We start from the raw sequence: 21,654 nt of genomic DNA on the forward strand, positions 1-21,654 counted from the left end.
AGTGACTGCATTAAGGCATACAAATACTCTTCAAGTCTCGGTATAATTGAGGTCGATATTAATTCCCTTCCTTTTAAGGTACGCGATAACTTCTTCGTGAAGCTTCTTAAGTAACTCTCTCTTTTCTTCTGCAAGTACAACATCTGCGTGCTCTTTTGCTATAATTCCGTGTGCAAAAGGACTTGGTACTCTTCTAGGCCCTATTACATCAATTTTTATTTCTCCAGATTTAACTTTTCTAACGATTTCTATAGCACTTTTTATGTCCATATGGTCTTCAAGAATTTCCCTTATTGTTTCTTTCAATACCGGAAAATTGGGAATTTCCTTAACTACGTTAAGTAAAGCCTCCGAACTTAATTGCCTTCTCTCTAGATTAGTTTCTCTTCCCTTATATTTCTTTAATATCATAAATGACCTTTCTGCGGTTTGCCTAAATCTCCTCTTAATCATTTCCGTTCTTAGGATAACCTTGCTTAATATGTCATACATATCGTCTGGATTTAAGTAGTCAAATATTTTATTAATCCTGTAAGCAGTCCTTTCTGGTATTGTTAATATAAACCCATTATCTGATACAGAAATTCTAACATCAACGTTAAGCTGTTCGCTTATGATATAAGCCAACGCTCTTGATAGCGCGTCTAAAGCCCTTCTTCCGTACAGAGCGTGGAATATGAAATTTCTTCTATCCTCTTCGTCATCATATATTTCAATTAAGATGAATTTATCATTAGGAACTTTTCCGTCTGTGAATAAATACTCCTCTAGGATGTATTCATAAATTGAGAACGCTGCATGTTTCGAGATATTATATTTCCTTGAGATCTCCTCAATTGCAGTTTTTTTATCTACATTATTTTCTATCATTTCTGCAACTTCTTTCCTAAATTTTCCTACTTCTAACGCAGAATCGTAAGCTAAAGGTAACATTTCTGAAAACCAACTAGGCACTGTAGGTCTCTGGCCCTCAGCATCTCTTACGATTATTTTATTTCCTTTGCTACTAAGAAATTCGTAAGTTTTGCCTCCTAACACGAAGATATCTCCGGGAGATAAAATTTCAACGAATTCTTCCTCAAGGTTCCCCACGTATTTGTTGCTTTCAGTATACACTGGAACTAACGATTCTTCTGGAATAGTACCACTATTCATGTAGAATATCATTCTAGATCCTCTTTTCGGTTTTATTACTCCATTTTCTTCTCTTATCTTTGCATAAACCTTGTTAGACTCCAATCCGTATTTTCCAGTAAGATAATCTACTGTAGCCTTTAAAGAGTCTAAAGTTAACCCACTAAATGTGTAACTTTTAGTAATAATATTGTAAAATTCGTCAATTGAAATTGGCCTTATAAGGGAAGCTGAAACTATCAATTGTGATAATACATCAAGTGGATTTTTTGGGATATAAACTCTGTCTATTTTTCTTTCTTTTGCAAGCTTTGCTAGTACTGTACATTCGACTAGGTCGTCTCTATCAACTACAATTATTCTTCCTTTACTTATACTCCTAATATGATGCCCTGCCCTTCCAAGCCTTTGAAGTAGTCTACTAACGCTCTTAGGACTACTAAGTAAGATCACTAGGTCGATGTAACCTATATCAATACCTAGTTCCAAGCTTGTAGAAGATACTACTGCTTTTAATTCTCCCCTTTTCAATTTTTCCTCGATTTCCAACCTTACATCTCTACTTAAGCTACTATGATGAGCTCCTATCATGTCGGCATCAAATAGGTTTTGAGCTTGAACAAGTTTCCTTAGCTTAAAGGAAACTCTCTCTGCGGCACTTCTTGTATTTGTAAAAATTAATGTAGTTCTATGCTTAAGTACTTCTTCAATTATTGTCTTATAAATACCTTCACTTATTTCATCCTCAGTTGCATGTATCAAATCTCTTACTGGAGAAATAACCTTTAAGTCAATATCTTTTACAAACCTTGCATCAACAATTTTGCAACTCCTTTTTGGACCCACAAGAAATTTAGCTATTTCTTCTAAAGGAGATATTGTAGCGCTTAAGCCTATTCTACTAACTTTATCCTCTGCTATCATATTCTCAAAAATTTCTAAAAATCCTGATAGGAAAGACCCTCTTTTACTGCTTGCTAACTCATGAATTTCGTCTACAATTACCCATTTAACGTTTTTTAATTTTTCACTAAATTTGGGTGAAGTTAATGATATTGCAAAAGATTCAGGCGTAGTTATAAGTATGTGGGGAGGCAACTTTAGCATCTTTTCCTTTTGATAGGATGAGGTATCGCTAGTTCTAACTCCTACTCTTATGTTATAATCTACTTTCTCCTGCTCCTTTATTTCAGTTAAAGGTTCTATTAAGTTCTTATACATATCATTATTAAGTGCCCTAAGTGGAGAGATGTAAACTGCGTATATTTTATCTTCAAGTTGTCCTTTTTCTGCTAACTCAAATAAATTATCAATTATGCCTAGAAATGCTGCAAGTGTTTTACCACTACCAGTAGGGCTTGAAACTAAAACGTTCTCATAATTTTTGATTAAAGGTATTGCGGCTCTTTGAGGTGGAGTAAAAGTTTGATATTTCTTTTTAAACCAATCAGCAACATAAGGCCTTAATAATTTAAATAATTCCTCGTCACTTAAGCCCCTAGCATATTCAATGCTCATTTAGGTTAAATGAAACTCTTAGAGTTAAAAGCTTCTATTTAATTTCTTGTTTATAAGAAGAGAATGTGAAAATATAGGCTAAAGAATAATAAAGAAGCCATAAGCCCGCTATGAACTCTTGGTGAATTAAATAATTAATTGAGGCGAAAAGGAATAGCAATCCAAAAGCTAGTATTATGTATATTATTCTTGTTTTTCCAGCTTTTCCTTTAGGGGTTATAATATAATTTCTTGACTTTTTAAACGCGCTAAATATGGATAAGGTAATAAATGGAGATATCGAAACAGTATAAGCTGATACCTTACCTAATGATCTTAATGCTTCAATCAATCTAAGTCCAGAATCTCTAGCCACTTTAATGAAATTATACGCATATATTCCAAGAGCAATTGCCCACAGAGTAAAAAGCGGAATAGAATTTAGTGGATCTCCTTTGCCTAAAAACGAGTAAACGGAAATTAATAATGCTGCAATAAAAGTCAATGCAATAGGTACGTATTGGAGAAGGAATAGCAATGCATCTATTTTCTGTAATATATTAGCTTTGCTAGTTATTATTTGCTTAAATCTTCTAGTTAACACTTCTATACTCCCCATTGCCCATCTAGTTTGTTGGATGTAAAATGCTAGTAAGTTATCTGGAACTTCAACAAATACAATAGAGTCGGAGGAGCATATTCTTTTCCCGCGATTTATAAGCCTAGCCCCTATTTCTAGGTCGTCTTGAATCATGCTATAGTCCCAAGGTCCTACTTCTTCTATTGCGCTTTTCTTAAACATTGTTCCGCATCCTACGGGAAATACCTTTAAATTTGCTCTATCTCTTCCCCTAAGGATAGAATTATCTGCAATTATAGTAGATACCATTATACCTTTGGCCAATAGCGAGTAACTGTTATGGGAATACCCTATCCATTTCATTGTAACTGCATCACAATTAAATTGTAACATGTGAAGGTAAGCTTTTTTGATAGAATCTTTTCTTACTCTCGCATCTACGTCTAAAGTTAATATTAAGTCTCCTCTACTTCTTTCAAATCCATAAGCTAAAGCACCACTCTTAAAACCTAGCTTTTTCTCCCTTCTATACATTCTAACTTCTAATCCTTGTGGTGGAATTATTTTCTCTTTCATTTCCTCAAAATATTCTGGACTATCATCTGATACTATTATTACTTCCATCTTACTCTTATCCCAATCTACTTCTGCTAAATTATTTAGAAGTCCTTGTATTAATTCTGGTCTCTCGCCTTTTGTAGGAACTATAATTGAAAGCAAAGGTAAGTCTTTAGGATTTACATCTATGACGTCTATTCTATTATATCCCAGTTTAAAGAATATATATTGATATAATAGAATTAATGAAGGTATTACAAATACTATTATCTGCGTTATAATGTTAAACGAATTCATTCAATGAAATTCTATAACTCGGGATAATAAATTCATAGCTATGTCTTGTCGTTTTTGGCGGGAATCTTAATCCCTTCTTAGCAATACTTAGTACGTATTCTTTATCTAAAGAAGGAGGTTCTATTCCTTCCTTAGGATTCTTTATTACATTTATTCCGATTGATAATAAATATTTCTCTATTATGTTTAATTTCCAATATAGAGTATATTCGGAATTAGAACAGAATCTTTTAGAGAAAAAGTTGATACAAACTTTTCCTTCACTATCTGGAATAACTAACGAGAGTATTCTATCTACATTATTTCCCTTACCAAATACTATTTTTCTAAACCATTTGTTTACTTTTACATAATCCTTTCTATAGTTGATCAAATACGCAGGTATTTTTGAAAATCCTAGCAATTTCATTGCATAAAATCTATGATGTCCGTCAATTACCATGAATGTTTCTTCATCAACTATTATAGGATTAATTTCCTTAGTTTTCTTAATACAACTAATTACCTTGTCTAGGTTAACAATATCTATATCCTCATGAGTTATTATTTGGTTTATTCTTATTAATTCTGGCGTAATATTCGCAACAGTCATTTAGTACACACTTCTCACATAAAGGATTTTTTGCCTTGCAAACATTTCTTCCGTGGGCTATTAATAAATGATGTGCTTCTAAGTAATCCTTAGGATCAAAAAGTTTCATAAGAGAAGCAGAAATTTGTTCATAACTTCCTGAAGCAATTCCTAGTCTTTGAGATATTCTCTTTATATGCGTATCAACTGGGAAGTATGGATATCCTTTACAAGTCAATAGTACAACATCAGCAGTTTTTTCACCTACTCCAGGGAGGGATAATAATTCTTCTCTAGCTTCCTGTGGATCCTTATCTAGAATTTTATTTAAATCACCATTATATTTTTCCTTTATTATTTTTGCGAGTTCTTTTATTCTTTCTGCTTTTATTCTATAGATTCCGATATTTCTTATACATGAAGCAATATCTTCTAGGTTAGCTTTAATTAAATTATCTGGAGTTACTCCTATTTTTTCTTGTAGTGTATAGAATGCCTTATAGGTTCCCTTATCTGTAGAATTCTGAGAAAGTAACGTCGCTATGAGAACCTTAAATGGATCCTTAAAGTTTATCCATACGTCATAAGCAACATATTCCTTAGGGTCTCTCTTATAAGCATTTCTTAGTTTTTCAATGATTTCTCTTCCAGTACACTTCACAATATGATAAGGAGTAAGAGAGCTTTTAAGCGAAATAGCTCCAGTATCTCAACTGATGTACGAGATTAAAGTTGTTCTTGAGTCTATAAGAGACGGTGCAGTAAACCCTGGAGAGGTAGTAATAAGGACAAAAATACCCAGATACGAGGTTTTAGCCATTTTTCACATTTTAGAAGGCTTAGGGCTTATAGAAACTATTTACTCTAAAGGCTCACATAAGGTATACAAGCTTACTCAAAAAGGCGAAGAAATATTGGAGGCTTTAGAAAAGGGTCATGAAATAGATATTGTTACCAAGGAAAGTAAAGATGCGCTCATATAAACCATATTAGTACTGAAATTAATGAGATATAAAGTATGTTTTTGAAATCAAATAAACTATTTCTTAGCAGTAAAGATATTATAGAGGATAAAATTAGAATAGTCAGTATTCCCTCTTCGTATGCTATAGTTTCATACTTAATAAATGGTAATGTTAGTAATGGTAGAAAATATAATACGATATAAAATACTTGGAGTTTTTGATATAGCCCATAGAACTTTTTCTCAAGTTTGTTCAGCCTTTTTATAGTAACTCTGTAAGTTTTAGATCCTTGCAATAGTTTTCTCTTCATTTCTAGTATTTTCTCTCTTTTTTTCTTAAGAAACTGATGATATATATCCTCCTTATTAAAATTCCAGTTAAGCATTGAAAAAATTGCAAGAGAAGTACTTATTCTTACTTCTATTGGCATTGGTAGTAATAATGGTGCTACTGCAGTTAGTGATAATAAATTAATGTTTTGAGTAAAGTTAACTTTGCGTTTAACTAAAAGGTATATCAAGCTTAGCATAGACGCAAGTAAGGCAATAGTGATTAATTGAATGGAGAGGCGTAAGTAAATTAGACTTGATATAAATGTTAGATAATTAAATAATAAGATTTTTATTGATAAATTTTCAAGCTCAGTAAAGTTTTTCTCGTTAATATTCTCAAAACTCTCAATATTAAATGACTTTATCAATTTAAATCTCTGGCTCAATTTTTTCACCTATTTTCGCCACTTTTTCTCTTATTTCGTACTTATCTAAGATATTATTATTAGTTAAATTTTCTATAATTGATATCTTTAAATCTAGATTATTGGTATTTATTTTATTCTTTAGTATTATAGAATAATTGAATTCTTTTTTATTCATAATTCCTTTTTTGCATACTTTTCTTACCCTTACTTTAGTTCTGGTAGAATACAACTCGTGAATATTAACGTAATTTCCAATTATTTCCACAAGTACGGTAGGTAATTTAGACAAGGAAAGCAATTGAAATTTTAATAAGCTACTTAGGAAAGTAGTATTATCTGGAAAACCAGATAGTACTATTACGCCCTTATTTTGAATATTTAAATCGATAATTTTTGTAATAACGTCACTATTAACATAATCAAATAATACTAAGTCTGGGTTGTAATAATCAATTATATCGAGGTTTTTAACGCCATTTAGTATAATTAACTCGTTAAGTTTCCTAATCTTAGATTTACTTACTACTACGATTTTATTGAATTTATTATAAACTAAGTTAACCAAAGAAAAGGCTAAACTATTAGCAATTCTTTTGTTTCCATTTATTATAATAATTCCTGAATTTTCAATAATATGCCATAAGTAAGTTGCAGAATATTTATTTAAGTACCCTTCAGAAATGAGTTCAGTTATACTTTCTGAGTAATTATCATTTTTTATTATGTTGAAGTTTATATCTTCTTTAACTTTAATTATACCTCTGAATTTATCATTTTCTATAATAATGAATTCCCCTATTCTCCTATAATTTTTTGAGTCCATAAATTTAGAGAAAATATCTAGTATCTCATCTCTACTAACTTTTATGTTAGTTGTCGCTCTTCCTAATCCTTTAATTTTTACATTTAAAGGTTTTGAAATATCAATGCATTCAATTTCTTCAACATTTTTATCAAGCATTAAACAAGTTAGATTACCGAATTTTTCCATTTTTTCTCTATAATAATTTATTTTTTCTATACTATTTTGAGGTAATTGAACTTGTGATTTAAGAGCTTTTTCCTCCTCTAGAGTTAATGTAGGTTCTTCTACTGTGTAATTTAATACATCATCTACTTGCGATATTGTAACTTTGCAGCCCATAATGTAATATGTATTTTTCACTATATTGGAAGGCACGTAAGGATTAGAAAATAAAAAAGCTTCAGACTATACCAAAAGTTTTGAGTAATTCTTCTAACTTACATTTTGAGCTTGCTGCTACCTTGAAATATATCTCTTTAGGAATTTTATATGTTCTCTTTATTATTTTATCTCCAACGTAAACTCTGAAGAAAATTTCGTTATATGCAGGATCCAGAGGAAATATTATTTTCTCAGGAAGCCCTCTATAACTGTGAGTTCCGTAGAAAACTTCTATAGGATAATAATATCTCATATTTGGTATTAAAACTAAATAGGGATAGTCTACTGTATAATATAAGCTTATTATAGGGTCTTCTAAATTTACTATTACTTTATCTCCAGAAACCTTCACGCCTTCCTTTAAGCCTTCCTTAACTAATAATGCCTTTTTGTGCATTGGATAATGATAAACCTTAGTCCAAGATATGTCTCCTCTACTAGTATATAGTATTTTCTCTATATAGTTGCCGTGGTCTATAATTTTTGATTTCCACTCACTTGGGGGTTCTACGAAAATTATAGGGACGAGTAATTCCATAGAGGTTTGTATAGTGTTATTCCTTATTACTTCTATTTTAATAATTTCATTTGATTCTTTTTGATTAAATATATTTACAGGGATTTTGAGCTCCTTATTAATCTCCTTTTTGTCAAAGATAATATCAAATGATTGATTTCTGAATCTTATTCTAATAGTGTAAGGAATATTAGTTACTATTTTAGCGTTAATAGTTATATTTAGATACGAATTCATTTTAGTTCCTAAAACTTCTCCATTTGTTCTTATAATAGAACCTTTTGCATATATTTTAGGTTTTTCGCTAATAATTGGTATATTAACATTTAAAGAGAAGAAAGGTGAGATTAATTTGAATTTAGCCTCATAATCTCCTAATAATTTTGGTTCCACTTCAACTTGGTAGTAATTTGAATTTGTATCCTTTCTATTAACTTCTATTACATTTTGATACTCTATGTCATAGTTTTTTCTTATAAGGATTTTTATTGGCGAAGACTCATCTAGCACGGTTTTCTCAACTTTCATTACTTCTTCATTATCCAGGCTATCTACTACTCCAACAAAGGGATTTGTGAACAAGACTATATACCTAGTAGTCGCGCTTGATGCAGAGCTGAGGAATTTATATATTAAAAAAAGGTTCTTGTCATAAACTAATGTGTGAATGTTAGTTGTTAATATAATGAAGTTAGAATTTACAAAGCTTAAGAAAGGGTTAACATTAATTTCAATTTCCTGCCATATTCCGTCATTAAAATATTTTACCCTATCGACGCACGATATAACTACTCCGTTACCGATAACCCCTAGTAGTTCTGCCTTGTTTTCACAGAAGCCTATTACTTCATCCTCAAGTAATATTTTACCATCAAGAGTTTGAAATACCAACTTGTTGCCTTGTTTACCTAAAAGAATTTTTTCCTCATTTATTCTAAAGGATCCAGACTTTGATATTATTTCTGTATATCCATCATAAACTAGCGAAATTGCGTTTTTATTTACTATATAATATTTTGGTTTTTCTCTATTAATTTCCATATTGTCGTATATGAGAGTTATCTTTTTACTATTTTCTAGGATACAAGTATTGAAATATTTCAAGAATTCATTGTATTTATTTCCTCTAAAAATATATTCGTTTTCCTTTATTTGTAGTATTTTCTCATATACTCCCTCAACGTTAATGTAAGTGACACCTAGAAAATCTCCTTGAGTTTCCTCCAGCACTTCCTCTTTCCCGTCGATTTGAATCAACTTATTACCTTTTTGAATAACCCATGGCTCTTTTCCTATACTTACTTCAGGAAAAAGAACAATCTCTGGTTGTCTTATTGAATCAGTCTTTAAATAGATTGTATCTTCGATATTTTCTAAAGTGTAATTCACTCCTTCCGGAATAAATATTCTTGAAATATATTTATAAATAGGAATTTTCACGTAATTTAATAGGTATTTAAATTATAGACTACTGCAAAAGTATTTTAGTTATAAAAAATCCTTCTGTAAAGTTGATGTGAGGAAATAACCTTATTCCATTAACGCCATCAATATAAGGCCTCTCTCCAGGGATTTTAGGTTTCTCAGTCTTAAGATTCATAAAGTGTTCTTCTCCTTCTTCAGGGAATAAGGAACATACTGCGTAAATTAAATAGTCTGCATTAATAGTTTTCCTAGCTTCATCTATCATTTTCCTTTGAAGCTGAGAATAATAAGTTACTTTTTCCCTTGTAAGGTTAACCATTATTGCAGGTTCATTAGAAATCATTCCAGAGGAGGAGCAAGGTGCATCAAGTAGTACTTTATCTGACCTTAACATTGAATTATTAGTAGAATCTTGGTGTATAATATGAATTTTATTCATATTAACTCCCATTTTTTTAAGTAAATCCACCTCTCTTTTTAGTCTATTTATGTCAATATCTGCTAGAAATAATTCAACGCTATTCTCACCTAGTTGCATAATCTGCGACGCTTTATTACCTGGAGCAGAGGATAAATCTATAATTTTATCGCCCTTTCCAACTTCTAAACTCTCAACAGTTAATACGCTTGCCTTATCTTGAATAATAACTTCAAAATTTGCAAACTCCTTAGTCTTTTTCAGTGCACTCTCGTTCTCAACTTTAATCAAATAATAGACGTCTTTATCAACCTCAAAATTAACTCCTTGATTCTCTAATGATTTTAAAACCTTGTCTACATCAGCCTTTAAGGTATTTATCCTAACCCACGTATTTTTAATTCTCAAAGATCTCTCTAAATACTCTACATCTAGATATCTTGATAACTCTTCCCTGGCCCATGAAGGTAATAAAATTTCATAATTACCTTGTAAAAACTGATCTACTTTTTTAGACCTTTTACCCTTTAGAGAATTATATGAAAGTAAGAGTAGCCTAGATATCTCATATAATTTGTCGTAATTCATCCCCTTAACTTTCTTAATCTCTTTAGTTTTTTTGAAAGCAACAGGCAAAGGATATCCTTTTTCTTCTACGAAATATAAAAGGGTAGTCAAAAAATCTTTAATCAATTTTCTCACAAAATTACGTAATTATTTACATTACACAAGTTCTTCTTCCTACATAAGTTGAAGAAACAATCAATAGCTTTTCTTCCTTTAAGTCCTAATTCCTTTGAAACTGACGTTATTGCACCTTTCGCTTCTTGCAAACTTGCGGATTCCCTAATTACTATTTTTACCTTGCTTATTACGTCTTCAGGCAAATTACTACCTATAACGTTCAAAATTATTGGTAAATCTCCGCATGTCTCTTTCCACTTATCACTTAATGATATCTTAAAGTCCTTTGTAGTGAATTTACTCCCGTTACAGTTATCTCTACCATTTGGAATTCCTCTGTAATTCATTAAAACCTTTAGAAGGTAAAACTCCGTGGAATTACTATTTATGCAGACTTCGTTCTTCAAACTATCTAATCCTAAAGAATTTACCGCATAAGCCCCGTTTGATAATATTTTTGTTTCAATATAATTTAAGTCTGGAAGAGGAAGATAATATAGGTCAAAATTAGTGTATTTAAACTTAATTTCTTCTTCCTTAACTTTTATTGCTTCTATTTCAATTCCTTTATCTATTTCCTTATCTAAAATAGGTAATATAGGTAGTAGTTCCTCTTCTTTTGAATAAGCTAAAGTGAGCTTCAATCCAATAAGAGAGAGATTACACAAAAATTATTAATCTTTCTACTTACAACTCATGTGATATTCATATTAGGTTCTGGATATGCAGGATTAAACGCATATTATAATATAAAAGGAGGAGCGGGAAAAGTAATTCTTTCTCGCGAGAGTAAATTCATTTTCTATACAGCATATCTTAGAAATCTGATAAAAAATACGAAATATGAAGTTAGTTTAAATTTTGTCCAAAAAGAGGAGATAAAAGATGTTGATATTTCTAATTTAGAAATAAAAACTAATAAAGGCGAGTATAAGGCAGATAAAATAATCATTGCTTTAGGTTGTGAAAGACCTAATTTAGCTCGCATAATGGAGAAAATAAGGAACGATAAAGAAATTTGTATAACTGCAGAAGATGAGTACGACGATTATTTGGCCCTGCAGATAGCACTATATTCAAAAATTGCTGGCAAGAACGTAAAATATCATGGTAAATTCTTATCTTATCTAGGTAATAAGGTAGCCAATGTCGTAAGTGAAGTAACACAAAAATACATTAAAACTTGTGAAGAACCTAACCTCATTATCGAAAAATGTGTTCCTCCAGAGTTTACCGGCCTACTAAGTGTTAATAGTTATCTTGAAGTTAAGAAAAACGTTTATGCAATAGGAGATATTATTAAAGGTTGGCCAAAATTAGGAGAGTTGGCAATGAGAGAAGGAATATACGTTGGTAAAAGAATATCTGGAAAACTTGAGGGAGGATTTGAACCGATTTATATTCACATAGTTACTACTGGAAGAGAAGGCATTCATATAAGGTCTAAAGTACCTTGGGGAATTAATTATCAAGAAGTTAAAGTTTCTAAAATTAGGTCATTGATGAAGAGATTCATAGAAAAGTATTATATTTGGAGGAAAGGTAACATGGGATTTCTATATTATTTATAGATGCCCAGGGACTGGGGGGTATCAGGGGATTATCCGCCTTCATATTTTAGTCCCTGAGCATCTCTAAATTATCTACATATAAATGAGGTTAAAATTATTAGCTCTATATACAAAGCAAATACTTAGATGCTTGGCGTTGAGCAACTTATCTAAAGATTTTTAAGTTATAGATTAGAATAAATATAATGCCGGGATCGCCTAGCTCGGTTAGGGCGGCGGCCTGCTAAGCCGTTGGGGGAAACCCCGCGCGGGTTCAAATCCCGCTCCCGGCGCTACAGAGTTCAAGATTAATTGTGGGGTAGGGTAAAGTACTTATAATCTAACTAAATATTATTCTCTCTCAATTTCGCAATTTATTCAATTGTACTTTTATTTAGTGCACTAGATCTAGTAACTGTCATCATTTACTGTTCTATGTTGCTAGGCATAGAATTCTTGATTTTTAATAAAAAATCTTTAAATTCAATATTTAACATACTTTACCTTATATGTGACATTTTCCTTTATTATAGATAGTTTAACTGTGTTAAAGTAACTTTATAAAAAAATATCAATGTAAAATATAAGAACTAAAAATATACATTACTCATAGATCCGATATGAGTCTAAAGGATCTTGTAATTTCCTTATTCCAACTTGACAAAGACTGGACTACTAGAATCGTAATGGCAATGTTAGTAATGGGAGTTATATGGGGCTTATTAGGAGTTATAGACTCCTTAATGGTTAGAATCCAAGAGTCTACCTGGGGAACCTATGGAGTATTGGCAATGACTTCACAGGAGTACTATGCAGGAATAACTCTACATGCAGAGAGGGACTTATTTGGATTTGCAGAGCAAGTCGAGTTTGCATTATTCATTTACTTTACAATAAAATTACTAAACCTTCAGCCTAGAGCAAAATGGTTATTAAATGCAGCATTTATTGCAATAAACATTTCCATGATGTTCATGGAAGGACCCATTGTTGCATTCCCAACATTTAATGACAATTACTTTTCTGCAACTGATTGGTACTATATATCTCCAATGGGGATTCCTCCTTATTCTGAGTACGTAGTTTCTCCGCTATTCTTCATAGGCTGGTTATTACTTGATGCCTTCACTTATATGGCCTCAGTATGGATCATATACCATTACTATATTGCATCTAAGTCATTAAAGGAAAAATTGCCAGTACCTCTAGTATTCTTCCTAATGAATACCTTATTGTATGCAATAGGTTACTCCGGAGTAACTGCTGCTGACATATGGGATATTCTAGCTTATGCTGGAATAGTTGGATTAAATCCAATAGCTAACCAAATAGCTTTCTGGATATTTGGCCATGCAGTAGTTTACATGGCATGGTTACCTGCGGTAGCTGCACTCTACTTACTAATACCAACTCTAGCAAATAAACCATTATATAGTGATAGAATGGGAAGAATTTCCGCATTACTCTACTTAATCTTCTCTAATAACGTTCCTATACATCACTTATACATGGTTAATTTACCAGTAGCAATAAAAGTACTGCAAGAAATATTAACTTATGCAGTAGTAGTTCCCTCAATGATGACTTTCCTTAACTTATGGGCTACAGCAAAAGGTGCTCAAGTTAACTTTAACGTAATTACTGCGTTTGTAGCAACGTCATTTGCAGGGGCAATTGCCGCAGGAGTAACTGGAATTTCAAACGCAACAATAGCCTTTGATTCAATAGTCCACAATAGCATGTGGGTAGTTGGGCACTTCCACGCTATGATCTTATTATCAATTGTACCTGCAGCAATGGCGGTATTATATTTCATGATACCAATGATGACTGGAAGGCAGTGGTATTCTAGCAAGATGGCGTGGATTCATTACATTGGTTATACAATAGGGGCTTCAATCCTAATAATTGGCTTTGAAATAATAGGCCTTTACGGCGTTGTAAGAAGGGCGGAAATATATCCAAGGGTTCCTGGCTTAGTATTTGCTGAGAATTTAGCAACAGTTGGAGCACTTATTGCTGAAATCTCTACACTAGTTTGGTTCGTAAATCTAGTAGCAACACTAGTGAAAGGAAGGACTGCAAGATTAGAAGGATTATCACTAGGCCAGCTCATTAACACGGTTGCCATGAGTTTAGATTGGAGTTCTGCTGGGTTTAAACTTAATAACTTCAATAAAATAGGAAAAACTATGAATAGCAAAGCGTTAGGAGCGTATTGGGCTCTAGGAATTATAGGCGCTTTAATAATAGTAATTAGTACAATACCTCTAGCATTGGGCGGAGATATGTATAACACAATGCCGTGGGCGTGGATAATCCTACTAACACTTGGCATAATATTAATTTCTTATCCAGTACTAAAGGGTGCGAAGAGTTTATAATTTCTTTTTTTACTAAATATGATTCTATCTAAAAGGTGATTTAAATGGACAAAAAGGAAAGATGGGAATTAGCCTGGACAATATTTGTAATAGTTTTATTTGCAATCGTAATAGCAGGAACTTTACCTGAAGATTTTGTAGTAGGTGGAGTTCCCTCAGTAGAAAGATGTCTAGTGGGAGTTCCTACATCTAAAATTATCGACGTTCATATTACCTCGTACCAGTACCTATTCAAGATAAATGAAAGCGGTGGTGGAATAATATCGGATGAACTAGGAAGTCCTTATTACTATAATCTAATAATAGGACATCCTGGAGAGTACTTAAATATAACAATGACCTCAGCGGACGTAACTTCTAACTTCTATTTTGCAGACTATTCTGATAGAGTAGTGACAGACCAAATAGTTCCAGGTTTAGTCGAATATGACGTATTACCAGTTCCAAATATAACTGGGGCTTATGCATTCTTAGGAGGAGAATACAACGGACCTTGGTTCAGCTATCAAACAGGATTACTCTTAAGTTTGCCATATAGCGGATATTTCACTTCAGGAAATATAACAGCGTATGAGAAGCAAACTTCAGTTGCACAGAGTGTGGCATTAAAGGGAGACCCGTATAATCCACCAATAATTGGGCCTTCAACATCCTTCTATTTAGTAGGAAATCAATGTGGAATATTTAACGATACTGTGCCAGGCCCTACGTTAATAACTTATGCCCATAAGACTGTCACTGTTAAAATGTATATGCCAACTCCAGATGACGATAGGAATTACTTATACAATTATTCCGTAAATGGAACAGCTTATCCAGTAACTTCAGTATATGTAGGAATATATGCGATATGGTGGAATGGTACAATTACTTTAGTAAAGCAAGTTCCAATATCTTATGGAACTACAATGTGCTTCACTTTTAACGCTACTGCGCCAGCATACTTATACGGAATAATAACTCCAGTATACTATAACTATAATCCTTGTGGCTTAAGTACTAAGCTTGGAGACCTAATAGGAATACAGAAAGGATATATTATGGGTGCATGGGGAGTAATATTAGTGGAGTGTGATTAAAATGGTTAGCTTCTTCAAAGTTTTGGGAATAGGTTACATATTAGCTATAGCGTTACTAGTATGGGAATTGGCTGACGCTACACTTCACGCAGCAGCTGCTCCATATACAATGCTATTCACTATAATGGCTTTCATAGGCTTCATATCGTTCTTCCTATTCGTTTACTTCGCACCTCAAGAAGAGGAAAAGAAGTAAAAATAAGGTAATATTTTTCTTTTATTAGTTTCCTTATTGTATGAAGACTCTGTAAAAATTTTTCTCAATCTGCTTTTCTATTTCATCCTTGCTCAATCCTTTAATTATAGATAATTCATCTAGCGTTATGTTAACATTGCATGGTTCATTCATCTTTCCTTTTTCTGGTCCTAAAAATGGCGAATCCGTTTCAGTGAATAATCTATCTATGGGCACTTCTTTTGCGATTTGTCTTCTTAGCTTATCTCTTACTATAATTGGTGGGAAAGATAAATATCCTCCAAGGTCTAGAATCTTTCTCGCTATTTTTATACTACCTTCGAATGCATGAATTATGAAAGTTAATTTATATGAAGATACTAACTGAAGAAAGTCGTTCATTCCACCTCTTATGTGTAATATTACTGGTTTTCTGCTCTTTTCTCCTATTTCTAAGAAAGCAGATAGTACTTCTATTTCCTTTTTTCTCAGTTTTTCATCCTTTATCCAGTAGTAATCTAGTCCTACTTCGCTTATTGCTATCGCCTTATCTATTAAGGGCAATATTTTATCAACTTCTTTCTCCGCCTTCTCTATATATTCTGGATGAAATCCTATTGCAGGGTATATAATGTCTTTATATTTTCTTGCTAGTTCTAGAGTTTCTATGTCGCTATCTAAATCTACTCCAGCGTTTATTATTTTTATACTACATTTGGATAAAATCTCATCTATCTTATCTTTAAGTTCATCAGAATTTAAGTGAGCATGAATATCAATGAGCATAGAAAATAAAAAAATGGGAATTAATTTAAAAAATTTACTTCCAAGGTTCCTTAAGTAGTGTTATCTTTACTGCATTCTCTTTTTCGTCGAATACTACTTTAACTAGATCGCCTTCCTTTATTTGGAACTTCTGCCTTATTTTAGCGGGAATTGTAACCTGGTAGTTTCTACTTACTTTTACAATTTCTTCTACGTCTGCCATTTATAGATCACTATGTTACCTATTTAATATTCTAATATATAAATCTTTTTATATACAGTAAAAAATAGCTTTGAAAGTATTAAGAACATAGTGAATACTTTGGGAACGATTTACATAAATATATAATTAACTTTTATGAGTTCTTTTGTATAACGTCTTACTTCTCTATAAAAGTTGAAATGCTATCCTTAAAATACATGGAAAAAATATATATATGAGGAGTTTAGAATCTTTATTTGTGGTTAAAATGGAGCAAAGTCAGATAAGTGGATCAAGAATAAAGTTACCATCTGGAAAAGATGCAGGGTTGGTAGATATATTGTCATTTTGCTACGGACTTTCAGAAACTGACGTACAAGTATTAATGGCACTAATGAAAGGAGATGCAAGAGGAACTGAAGAACTTGAGAGCGACTTAAAGCTTTCCAAGGCATCAATTAACAGAAGTCTAAATAAGCTTTTAGAAATGGCATTAGTAATGAGGATTAAGGAACCAGGAAATAAGGCAGGAAGGCCAAGATACCTTTATAAGGCAAAGGATTACAACGAGCTAAAGTCTAAGATTTTACAAGATATTAAGGACTGTTCAGATAAGATGGCATCACTAGTTGAAAGTGAGTTTAAACCTTAAATGAGTTCATTTAATTTTTTTGCTAGTTCGTGAATCTTTTCTTTTATGGTCTTCTTATCTATTATCTTTCCATTTATGATTATTTTATTTACATTCTCTCCAGTGGCATAATAAACTATATTTGATAACAACCTATCTTTTTTTAGTGGATACAAGTCGTACTTATTAAACAGCACTAAGTCAGCTACATAATCCTCTTTTATTAATCCGCCTTTAATTCCAAATAATTTATATCCATTTTCTGTAGTAGCTTTAAATACATGCATGGCCTTTATTCTTGTGTCCCAATAGGAGTGGCGTTGTAATAATACTGCGTTTTTCATTTCCCTTATGATATCCAAAGAATTATTGCTTGCAGGACCGTCAGTGCCTATTGTAACATTAATTCCTGCGTTCATCATTTCATAGAATGGAAACGCTCCTGCCGTTGCCAATTTCATGTTAGATGTTGGGCAATGAGTTACTGCAACAGAATCCTTCAACATATCTATTTCCCAACTAGCTACCCAACCTAAATGGACTGCTTGGAACTTTGTTATCCCCAAAGAGCGCAAATACTCTACTGGAAATTTTCCTTTTCTTAATTTTGTCTCATAAATTTCTTTCCTAGTTTCTGATAAGTGTATATTTATCCAAGTGTTTTGTTCTTCAGCTAGATCTTTTGCTAAAAGTAATGTTTTTTCGTTTACTGCGTATATGCTGTGCACATTAATTATTGGTTTAAATAGGTTAGTCTCGCGAAGTCTTCTTTGCATTTTTGCTACTTCCTCCGGGTCAAAGATTTTATCTAAGAAAGTATAACCTGCGGCAGCCCTAATACCGTATTGTTGAGAAATCTCTATTATATCTTCCGGATTAAAATACATGTCAACGAATGCTGTAGTTCCCGAAGACAACATTTCTAGTACTGCTAATTCGCTACTTAACCTAAGTATGTTCTTGCCTGCAGATCTTTCCTTTTCCCACATTTTATCTAGCCATTCTTGTAATTCGCTATCATCGTAATATCCTCTTAAGAAGATCATTGCAGAATGAGTATGCGAATTAACAAAACCAGGTGTTACTACATATTCTGAACAGTCTATTTCATCTCCTTCTATTTCCTTGCCTACGTTTTTTATTTTGTCGTTATCAATTACTATGTTAACATTTTCTAGGACTTTTTCTGAGTCTACTACGAAGGAGCAATTTTTCAAAGTATACGTTTTATTAAAAACCTCCAATTATCCTCTCCTAATCTTTTTATTTCGCCAAATACTTTTAATCTTCTTTTAAATAACGGTGCATAAGTAACGAAAGTTTCAGCTTCTCCACCTTCAAATGCAGGATTAAAGCCATATTCTCTTGCTCTCCTTATTATTAGATCTACGTCCTCTCTCTTTATTACCTTTCCTAAAAGTTCGTGAGGAAAACCATAAGCAGAGGTAGAAGTAATTATGAACTCGAATCCCTCATCTATAAGTTCGTACATGTATTTTTCCTGATCTTTTCTCCACAATGGAGAATAAGTTTTCAATGATAGTTTTTCAGCTATAATATTAGCATTAAGTCTTTGATAATCAGAAAGCAAGGCCCCCGTTACAATGCCTTGAGCTCCTAAATCTTTGCATTTTTTAAAAGCAACGTATAAATCCTCAAGTTCGTTGTTCTTTTCACCCGAGGTCGGCATTTGAATAATATTTATCCCCATGACTTCAGCTTGATATTTAGTATATTCGACATTAGGATATTGAAACATCCAAGAGTCTTCTCTTTTGGGCAGGAGAGTAAGTAAAGATATTACTTCGAAACCTTTAAATACTGCCCAATGTAAGGCGTATGTGCTATCTTTTCCTCCAGAGTATAATACGCAAACTTTCATAATTTGTAACAATAAATAGTGTGTTCTGTTAAGCCCAATAAACCCATTGCTTTTACTTTCTTAATTTTCTCTAGAGGTAATTTATTAAATTCAAAGTCATGACTTATAACCTTTAGACCTTTTTTGCCGTTTCTTAAAATTATATCTTCCAAGAGCTCGTTACTTCTGGGTGAAAGATATGTAGTAATTACTGTAGCCCTTGGGATTAGAACTTCTGAAAGAGATAGTAAATCACCGCATATTATTTCCACGTCCTTAGATTTAGATTCTTTGCATAAGATTTTATTTAATTCCACACCTATAGCTAATTTAACGTGAAAATACGTCTTTGCAACTTTAAGTATTCTGCCGTCTCCGCTTCCAAAGTCTACAATAATGTCTTTTCTTCCTACATTGGCACAACTTAGCATTTCCTTAATAACTTCTTCAGGAGTTGGAATAAATGGGGCAAGCATTTAAAAGTAACTAAAGAAAAAACATATTAACTTTAAGGTTAGATGAATACTTGCCTTAATTACTTTTTCTTTTCCCCGCTGCTTGATGAACTGCTTGATGATTCGCTAGTAGATTTCTTCTTTTTTGCCATTTATGGTCTAAATATAATTTTACTCATAAACGTATAAAAGGATTATCTTTAGTGTTCTTGTTAAAAGATTTAAGAGAAAACTGTAAACTACTATAAAATTACGCTAAAGATTTAAACAACGTTTAGAGATATCATGAAGAAACTAAAATCTTTATCTTAATAAAATTTTAGATTTAGTAAAAATTTTTACTTTTGTGTAGAAATCAGTTAATCTATTAATATTTCGTAAAGAATCAAGGCTTAAATCTATCATTTTTATTTCTTCAGTTCCAATTAAATAAGCGCTATTTGCAATGCCTATTAACTCTTGGAGAGAGTTAACTTTTGAAATATTATTTTTCAAGAATCTCGTATTATAGCAGCCTAAAAGTGGTTGCGGATACTCCAATAAAGGCATTGCGATCTCATAATCCTTGCTGCAGATATATTCTACAACTCTTCTTTTAAGAAAAGGAAAATCGCATCCCGTTACAAAAACTTTATCTTTTTCAATTCTTTTAACTGCAATTTCCAAAGCTCTTATTGGTCCTATACCTTCATCTATTATTTCTATTCCGCAATTTCTTGGAATTCTAGTAACAATTATAGGCCTCTCAAAGTTTTCAGCAACTCTTTGTAGCATTGTTTTTCCATCTATTTCAAAGGAGCATTTATCGGTTCCAAATCTCCTTGATTCTCCTCCAGCTAATATTATTGCATCAAAGAAGTCTTTGCAAGAGGATTTTTTCTCCTCTTTCATATTTTCTTCCTCTCTTTAGAACACCAAACCAATACGCTTTGTATAACTCACTGTAAAGTCCTACCCCCCATCTTAATGGATGGGCTTTTCCGCCTTTGTTTTCGAACAAGAATGTAGAATCCATATTGTGTCTTATTTCTATTTCTTCTCCAAGTTCTATTTCCTCAAATTTTCTTATTTCCTTCCCTATCATCCTAGAAATTATATGCAATCCATGTTCATGAAATACAGTTATTGCAGAAACTACTTGCCCTGGTAAGATTAAGATTGGTTTTCCGTTTATTAAACCAACACTGCCTCTCTTTAGTACGTTTACTGAAACGCCTTCAAAAAGTAATTTTCCTCCTTTCTTTTCAATAACTCTCTTCACATAATCCTTTTCACCTACCGAAGACCCACCAATAGATATTATAAAATCAAACGAAGAAGCTTTTTCGATGAATTTTTCTACATCGTCTGGATTGTCCTTAGCTACACCAAGATATGTTACATTACCAAAAGATGATAACAAAGGAATTAGAATTGGTGTTATTGAATCTACTTTTTCACCATTAGAATGAAAAGGCGAAAGTTCATCTCCGTTTGCAAATACAGCAAAGCTTATGTTAAGCACCTTTATTTTGTATATTTTCTCGTATGCTAAAATTCCTAAATGATAAGGAGTTATTTTTTCTCCTTTATTAAGTATTTTTTCTCCTTTTTTGATATCTTCTCCTTTAGGTCTTATATCCTTTCCTTTGTGAACTTTTTCTCCTATAATTACGTAATCTCCTTCTCTCTTAGTTGCTTCAACTCTACATACTGCATCTGCTCCTTCAGGTATTGGGGCTCCAGTAGTTACGTAAAATGCTTCTCCTTCATTAATTTTAGGTACTTCCTTACTTGACGGAAAAAGAGAACCAACGACCTTCAATTTCTTTCCAAAATCCTCGCTTCTTATTGCATATCCGTCCATTGCAGATAAGTCTCTCTCTGGGATGTCTTCTATTGAAATAATATCTTCTGCTACAATTTTACCTACTGAGTCTAGTAAATCAACTTCTCTTACAGAAGGCTTGGGAAATTCGGTTTCCTCGATAATTTTTCTAGCTTCTTCTAAAGGGATAAGCATCAATATTTAATAAGAGTA

General features: G+C 32.4%; 22 protein-coding genes and 1 tRNA gene. 7 read left to right on the forward strand and 16 right to left on the reverse strand.

Annotated features, from left to right (window positions below; genetic code table 11):
• Positions 1-30: 30 nt before the first annotated feature.
• The 4 genes from D1867_RS05480 to D1867_RS05495 are packed head-to-tail and all read right to left on the reverse strand — an operon-like array spanning position 31 to position 5,298.
• On the reverse strand, positions 31-2,652 hold the full coding sequence (locus tag D1867_RS05480) for an ATP-dependent helicase (protein WP_155863115.1): 2,622 nt from the start codon (positions 2,650-2,652) through the stop codon (positions 31-33).
• Between the two features lie 34 nt (positions 2,653-2,686).
• The gene (locus D1867_RS05485) at positions 2,687-4,066 is read right to left on the reverse strand and encodes a glycosyltransferase family 2 protein (RefSeq protein ID WP_155863116.1); all 1,380 of its coding nucleotides are present in this window, start codon (positions 4,064-4,066) and stop codon (positions 2,687-2,689) included.
• Positions 4,053-4,658, reverse strand: coding sequence for a ParB N-terminal domain-containing protein (locus D1867_RS05490; RefSeq protein ID WP_155863117.1), 606 nt, complete (start codon positions 4,656-4,658; stop codon positions 4,053-4,055). Before D1867_RS05490 ends, D1867_RS05485 begins: the two co-directional genes overlap by 14 nt.
• Positions 4,600-5,298 carry an endonuclease III domain-containing protein gene (locus D1867_RS05495; protein ID WP_338077975.1) on the reverse strand — a complete coding sequence of 233 codons (699 nt, stop codon included), beginning with the start codon at positions 5,296-5,298 and terminating at the stop codon, positions 4,600-4,602. The genes D1867_RS05490 and D1867_RS05495 overlap by 59 nt, the downstream gene beginning before the upstream one ends.
• Positions 5,299-5,353: 55 nt before the next feature.
• Between D1867_RS05495 and D1867_RS05500 the strand changes: the two genes are divergently transcribed.
• Positions 5,354-5,620, forward strand: a complete 267-nt coding sequence (locus tag D1867_RS05500; protein ID WP_155863118.1) for an SSO5209 family protein — start codon at positions 5,354-5,356, stop codon at positions 5,618-5,620.
• On the opposite strand, the gene D1867_RS05505 is transcribed toward D1867_RS05500, so the two are convergent.
• From D1867_RS05505 to D1867_RS05525, 5 genes are all read right to left on the reverse strand, one after another.
• Complete coding sequence (locus D1867_RS05505; RefSeq protein WP_155863119.1) at positions 5,613-6,320, reverse strand: hypothetical protein; 708 nt, start codon at positions 6,318-6,320, stop codon at positions 5,613-5,615. The genes D1867_RS05500 and D1867_RS05505 overlap by 8 nt on opposite strands.
• Complete coding sequence (locus D1867_RS05510; RefSeq protein WP_155863120.1) at positions 6,304-7,446, reverse strand: hypothetical protein; 1,143 nt, start codon at positions 7,444-7,446, stop codon at positions 6,304-6,306. Before D1867_RS05510 ends, D1867_RS05505 begins: the two co-directional genes overlap by 17 nt.
• Before the next feature lie 61 nt (positions 7,447-7,507).
• A complete protein-coding gene (gene upsX, locus D1867_RS05515) occupies positions 7,508-9,394 on the reverse strand; it encodes a protein UpsX (RefSeq protein WP_155863121.1) in 1,887 nt (628 codons plus the stop codon).
• Positions 9,395-9,473: 79 nt separating this feature from the next.
• A complete protein-coding gene (locus tag D1867_RS05520; RefSeq protein ID WP_155863122.1) occupies positions 9,474-10,541 on the reverse strand; it encodes an RsmB/NOP family class I SAM-dependent RNA methyltransferase in 1,068 nt (355 codons plus the stop codon).
• Between the two features lie 5 nt (positions 10,542-10,546).
• Positions 10,547-11,176, reverse strand: a complete 630-nt coding sequence (locus D1867_RS05525; protein WP_155863123.1) for a hypothetical protein — start codon at positions 11,174-11,176, stop codon at positions 10,547-10,549.
• Between the two features lie 54 nt (positions 11,177-11,230).
• Here D1867_RS05525 and D1867_RS05530 point away from each other — a divergent pair, with 54 nt between their 5' ends.
• The 5 genes from D1867_RS05530 (at position 11,231) to D1867_RS05550 (ending at position 15,741) form a co-directional block, all read left to right on the forward strand.
• Complete coding sequence (locus tag D1867_RS05530) at positions 11,231-12,103, forward strand: NAD(P)/FAD-dependent oxidoreductase (protein ID WP_155863124.1); 873 nt, start codon at positions 11,231-11,233, stop codon at positions 12,101-12,103.
• A 187-nt stretch (positions 12,104-12,290) separates the two neighbouring features.
• Positions 12,291-12,375: transfer RNA gene (locus tag D1867_RS05535), tRNA-Ser, on the forward strand.
• Between the two features lie 327 nt (positions 12,376-12,702).
• A complete protein-coding gene (locus D1867_RS05540) occupies positions 12,703-14,466 on the forward strand; it encodes a cbb3-type cytochrome c oxidase subunit I (RefSeq protein WP_155863125.1) in 1,764 nt (587 codons plus the stop codon).
• Positions 14,467-14,510: 44 nt separating this feature from the next.
• On the forward strand, positions 14,511-15,545 hold the full coding sequence (locus D1867_RS05545; RefSeq protein ID WP_155863126.1) for an oxidase: 1,035 nt from the start codon (positions 14,511-14,513) through the stop codon (positions 15,543-15,545).
• A 1-nt stretch (position 15,546) separates the two neighbouring features.
• The gene (locus tag D1867_RS05550; protein WP_155863127.1) at positions 15,547-15,741 is read left to right on the forward strand and encodes a hypothetical protein; all 195 of its coding nucleotides are present in this window, start codon (positions 15,547-15,549) and stop codon (positions 15,739-15,741) included.
• Positions 15,742-15,774: 33 nt separating this feature from the next.
• Here D1867_RS05550 and D1867_RS05555 read toward each other — a convergent pair whose 3' ends face one another.
• A complete protein-coding gene (locus D1867_RS05555; protein ID WP_155863128.1) occupies positions 15,775-16,506 on the reverse strand; it encodes a TatD family hydrolase in 732 nt (243 codons plus the stop codon).
• A gap of 34 nt (positions 16,507-16,540) precedes the next feature.
• On the reverse strand, positions 16,541-16,708 hold the full coding sequence (locus tag D1867_RS05560) for an AbrB/MazE/SpoVT family DNA-binding domain-containing protein (RefSeq protein ID WP_013775364.1): 168 nt from the start codon (positions 16,706-16,708) through the stop codon (positions 16,541-16,543).
• A 247-nt stretch (positions 16,709-16,955) separates the two neighbouring features.
• On the opposite strand from D1867_RS05560, the gene lrs14 reads away from it, so the two are divergent.
• Complete coding sequence (gene lrs14 / locus D1867_RS05565) at positions 16,956-17,339, forward strand: Lrs14 family HTH-type transcriptional regulator (RefSeq protein WP_013775363.1); 384 nt, start codon at positions 16,956-16,958, stop codon at positions 17,337-17,339.
• On the opposite strand, the gene D1867_RS05570 is transcribed toward lrs14, so the two are convergent.
• The 5 genes from D1867_RS05570 to D1867_RS05590 all read right to left on the reverse strand — a co-directional run bounded on the left by D1867_RS05570 (position 17,336) and on the right by D1867_RS05590 (position 21,639).
• Positions 17,336-18,562: an amidohydrolase gene (locus D1867_RS05570; RefSeq protein ID WP_155863129.1), complete on the reverse strand. Its 1,227-nt coding sequence runs from the start codon at positions 18,560-18,562 to the stop codon at positions 17,336-17,338. The two genes, lrs14 and D1867_RS05570, sit on opposite strands and share 4 nt — an antisense overlap.
• Positions 18,532-19,200, reverse strand: a complete 669-nt coding sequence (locus tag D1867_RS05575; RefSeq protein ID WP_155863130.1) for a diphthine--ammonia ligase — start codon at positions 19,198-19,200, stop codon at positions 18,532-18,534. Before D1867_RS05575 ends, D1867_RS05570 begins: the two co-directional genes overlap by 31 nt.
• Positions 19,197-19,655, reverse strand: a complete 459-nt coding sequence (locus D1867_RS05580; protein WP_155863131.1) for a class I SAM-dependent methyltransferase — start codon at positions 19,653-19,655, stop codon at positions 19,197-19,199. Before D1867_RS05580 ends, D1867_RS05575 begins: the two co-directional genes overlap by 4 nt.
• Positions 19,656-19,937: 282 nt before the next feature.
• Positions 19,938-20,525, reverse strand: coding sequence for a molybdenum cofactor guanylyltransferase (gene mobA, locus D1867_RS05585; protein WP_155863132.1), 588 nt, complete (start codon positions 20,523-20,525; stop codon positions 19,938-19,940).
• Positions 20,485-21,639 (reverse strand): molybdopterin molybdotransferase MoeA, encoded by a 1,155-nt coding sequence (locus D1867_RS05590; RefSeq protein ID WP_170283902.1) that lies wholly within the window; start codon positions 21,637-21,639, stop codon positions 20,485-20,487. The genes mobA and D1867_RS05590 overlap by 41 nt, the downstream gene beginning before the upstream one ends.
• Positions 21,640-21,654: the final 15 nt, after the last annotated feature.

The organism is Acidianus infernus, assembly GCF_009729545.1.
In the GTDB taxonomy this organism is placed as follows: Archaea; Thermoproteota; Thermoprotei_A; order Sulfolobales; family Sulfolobaceae; genus Acidianus; species Acidianus infernus.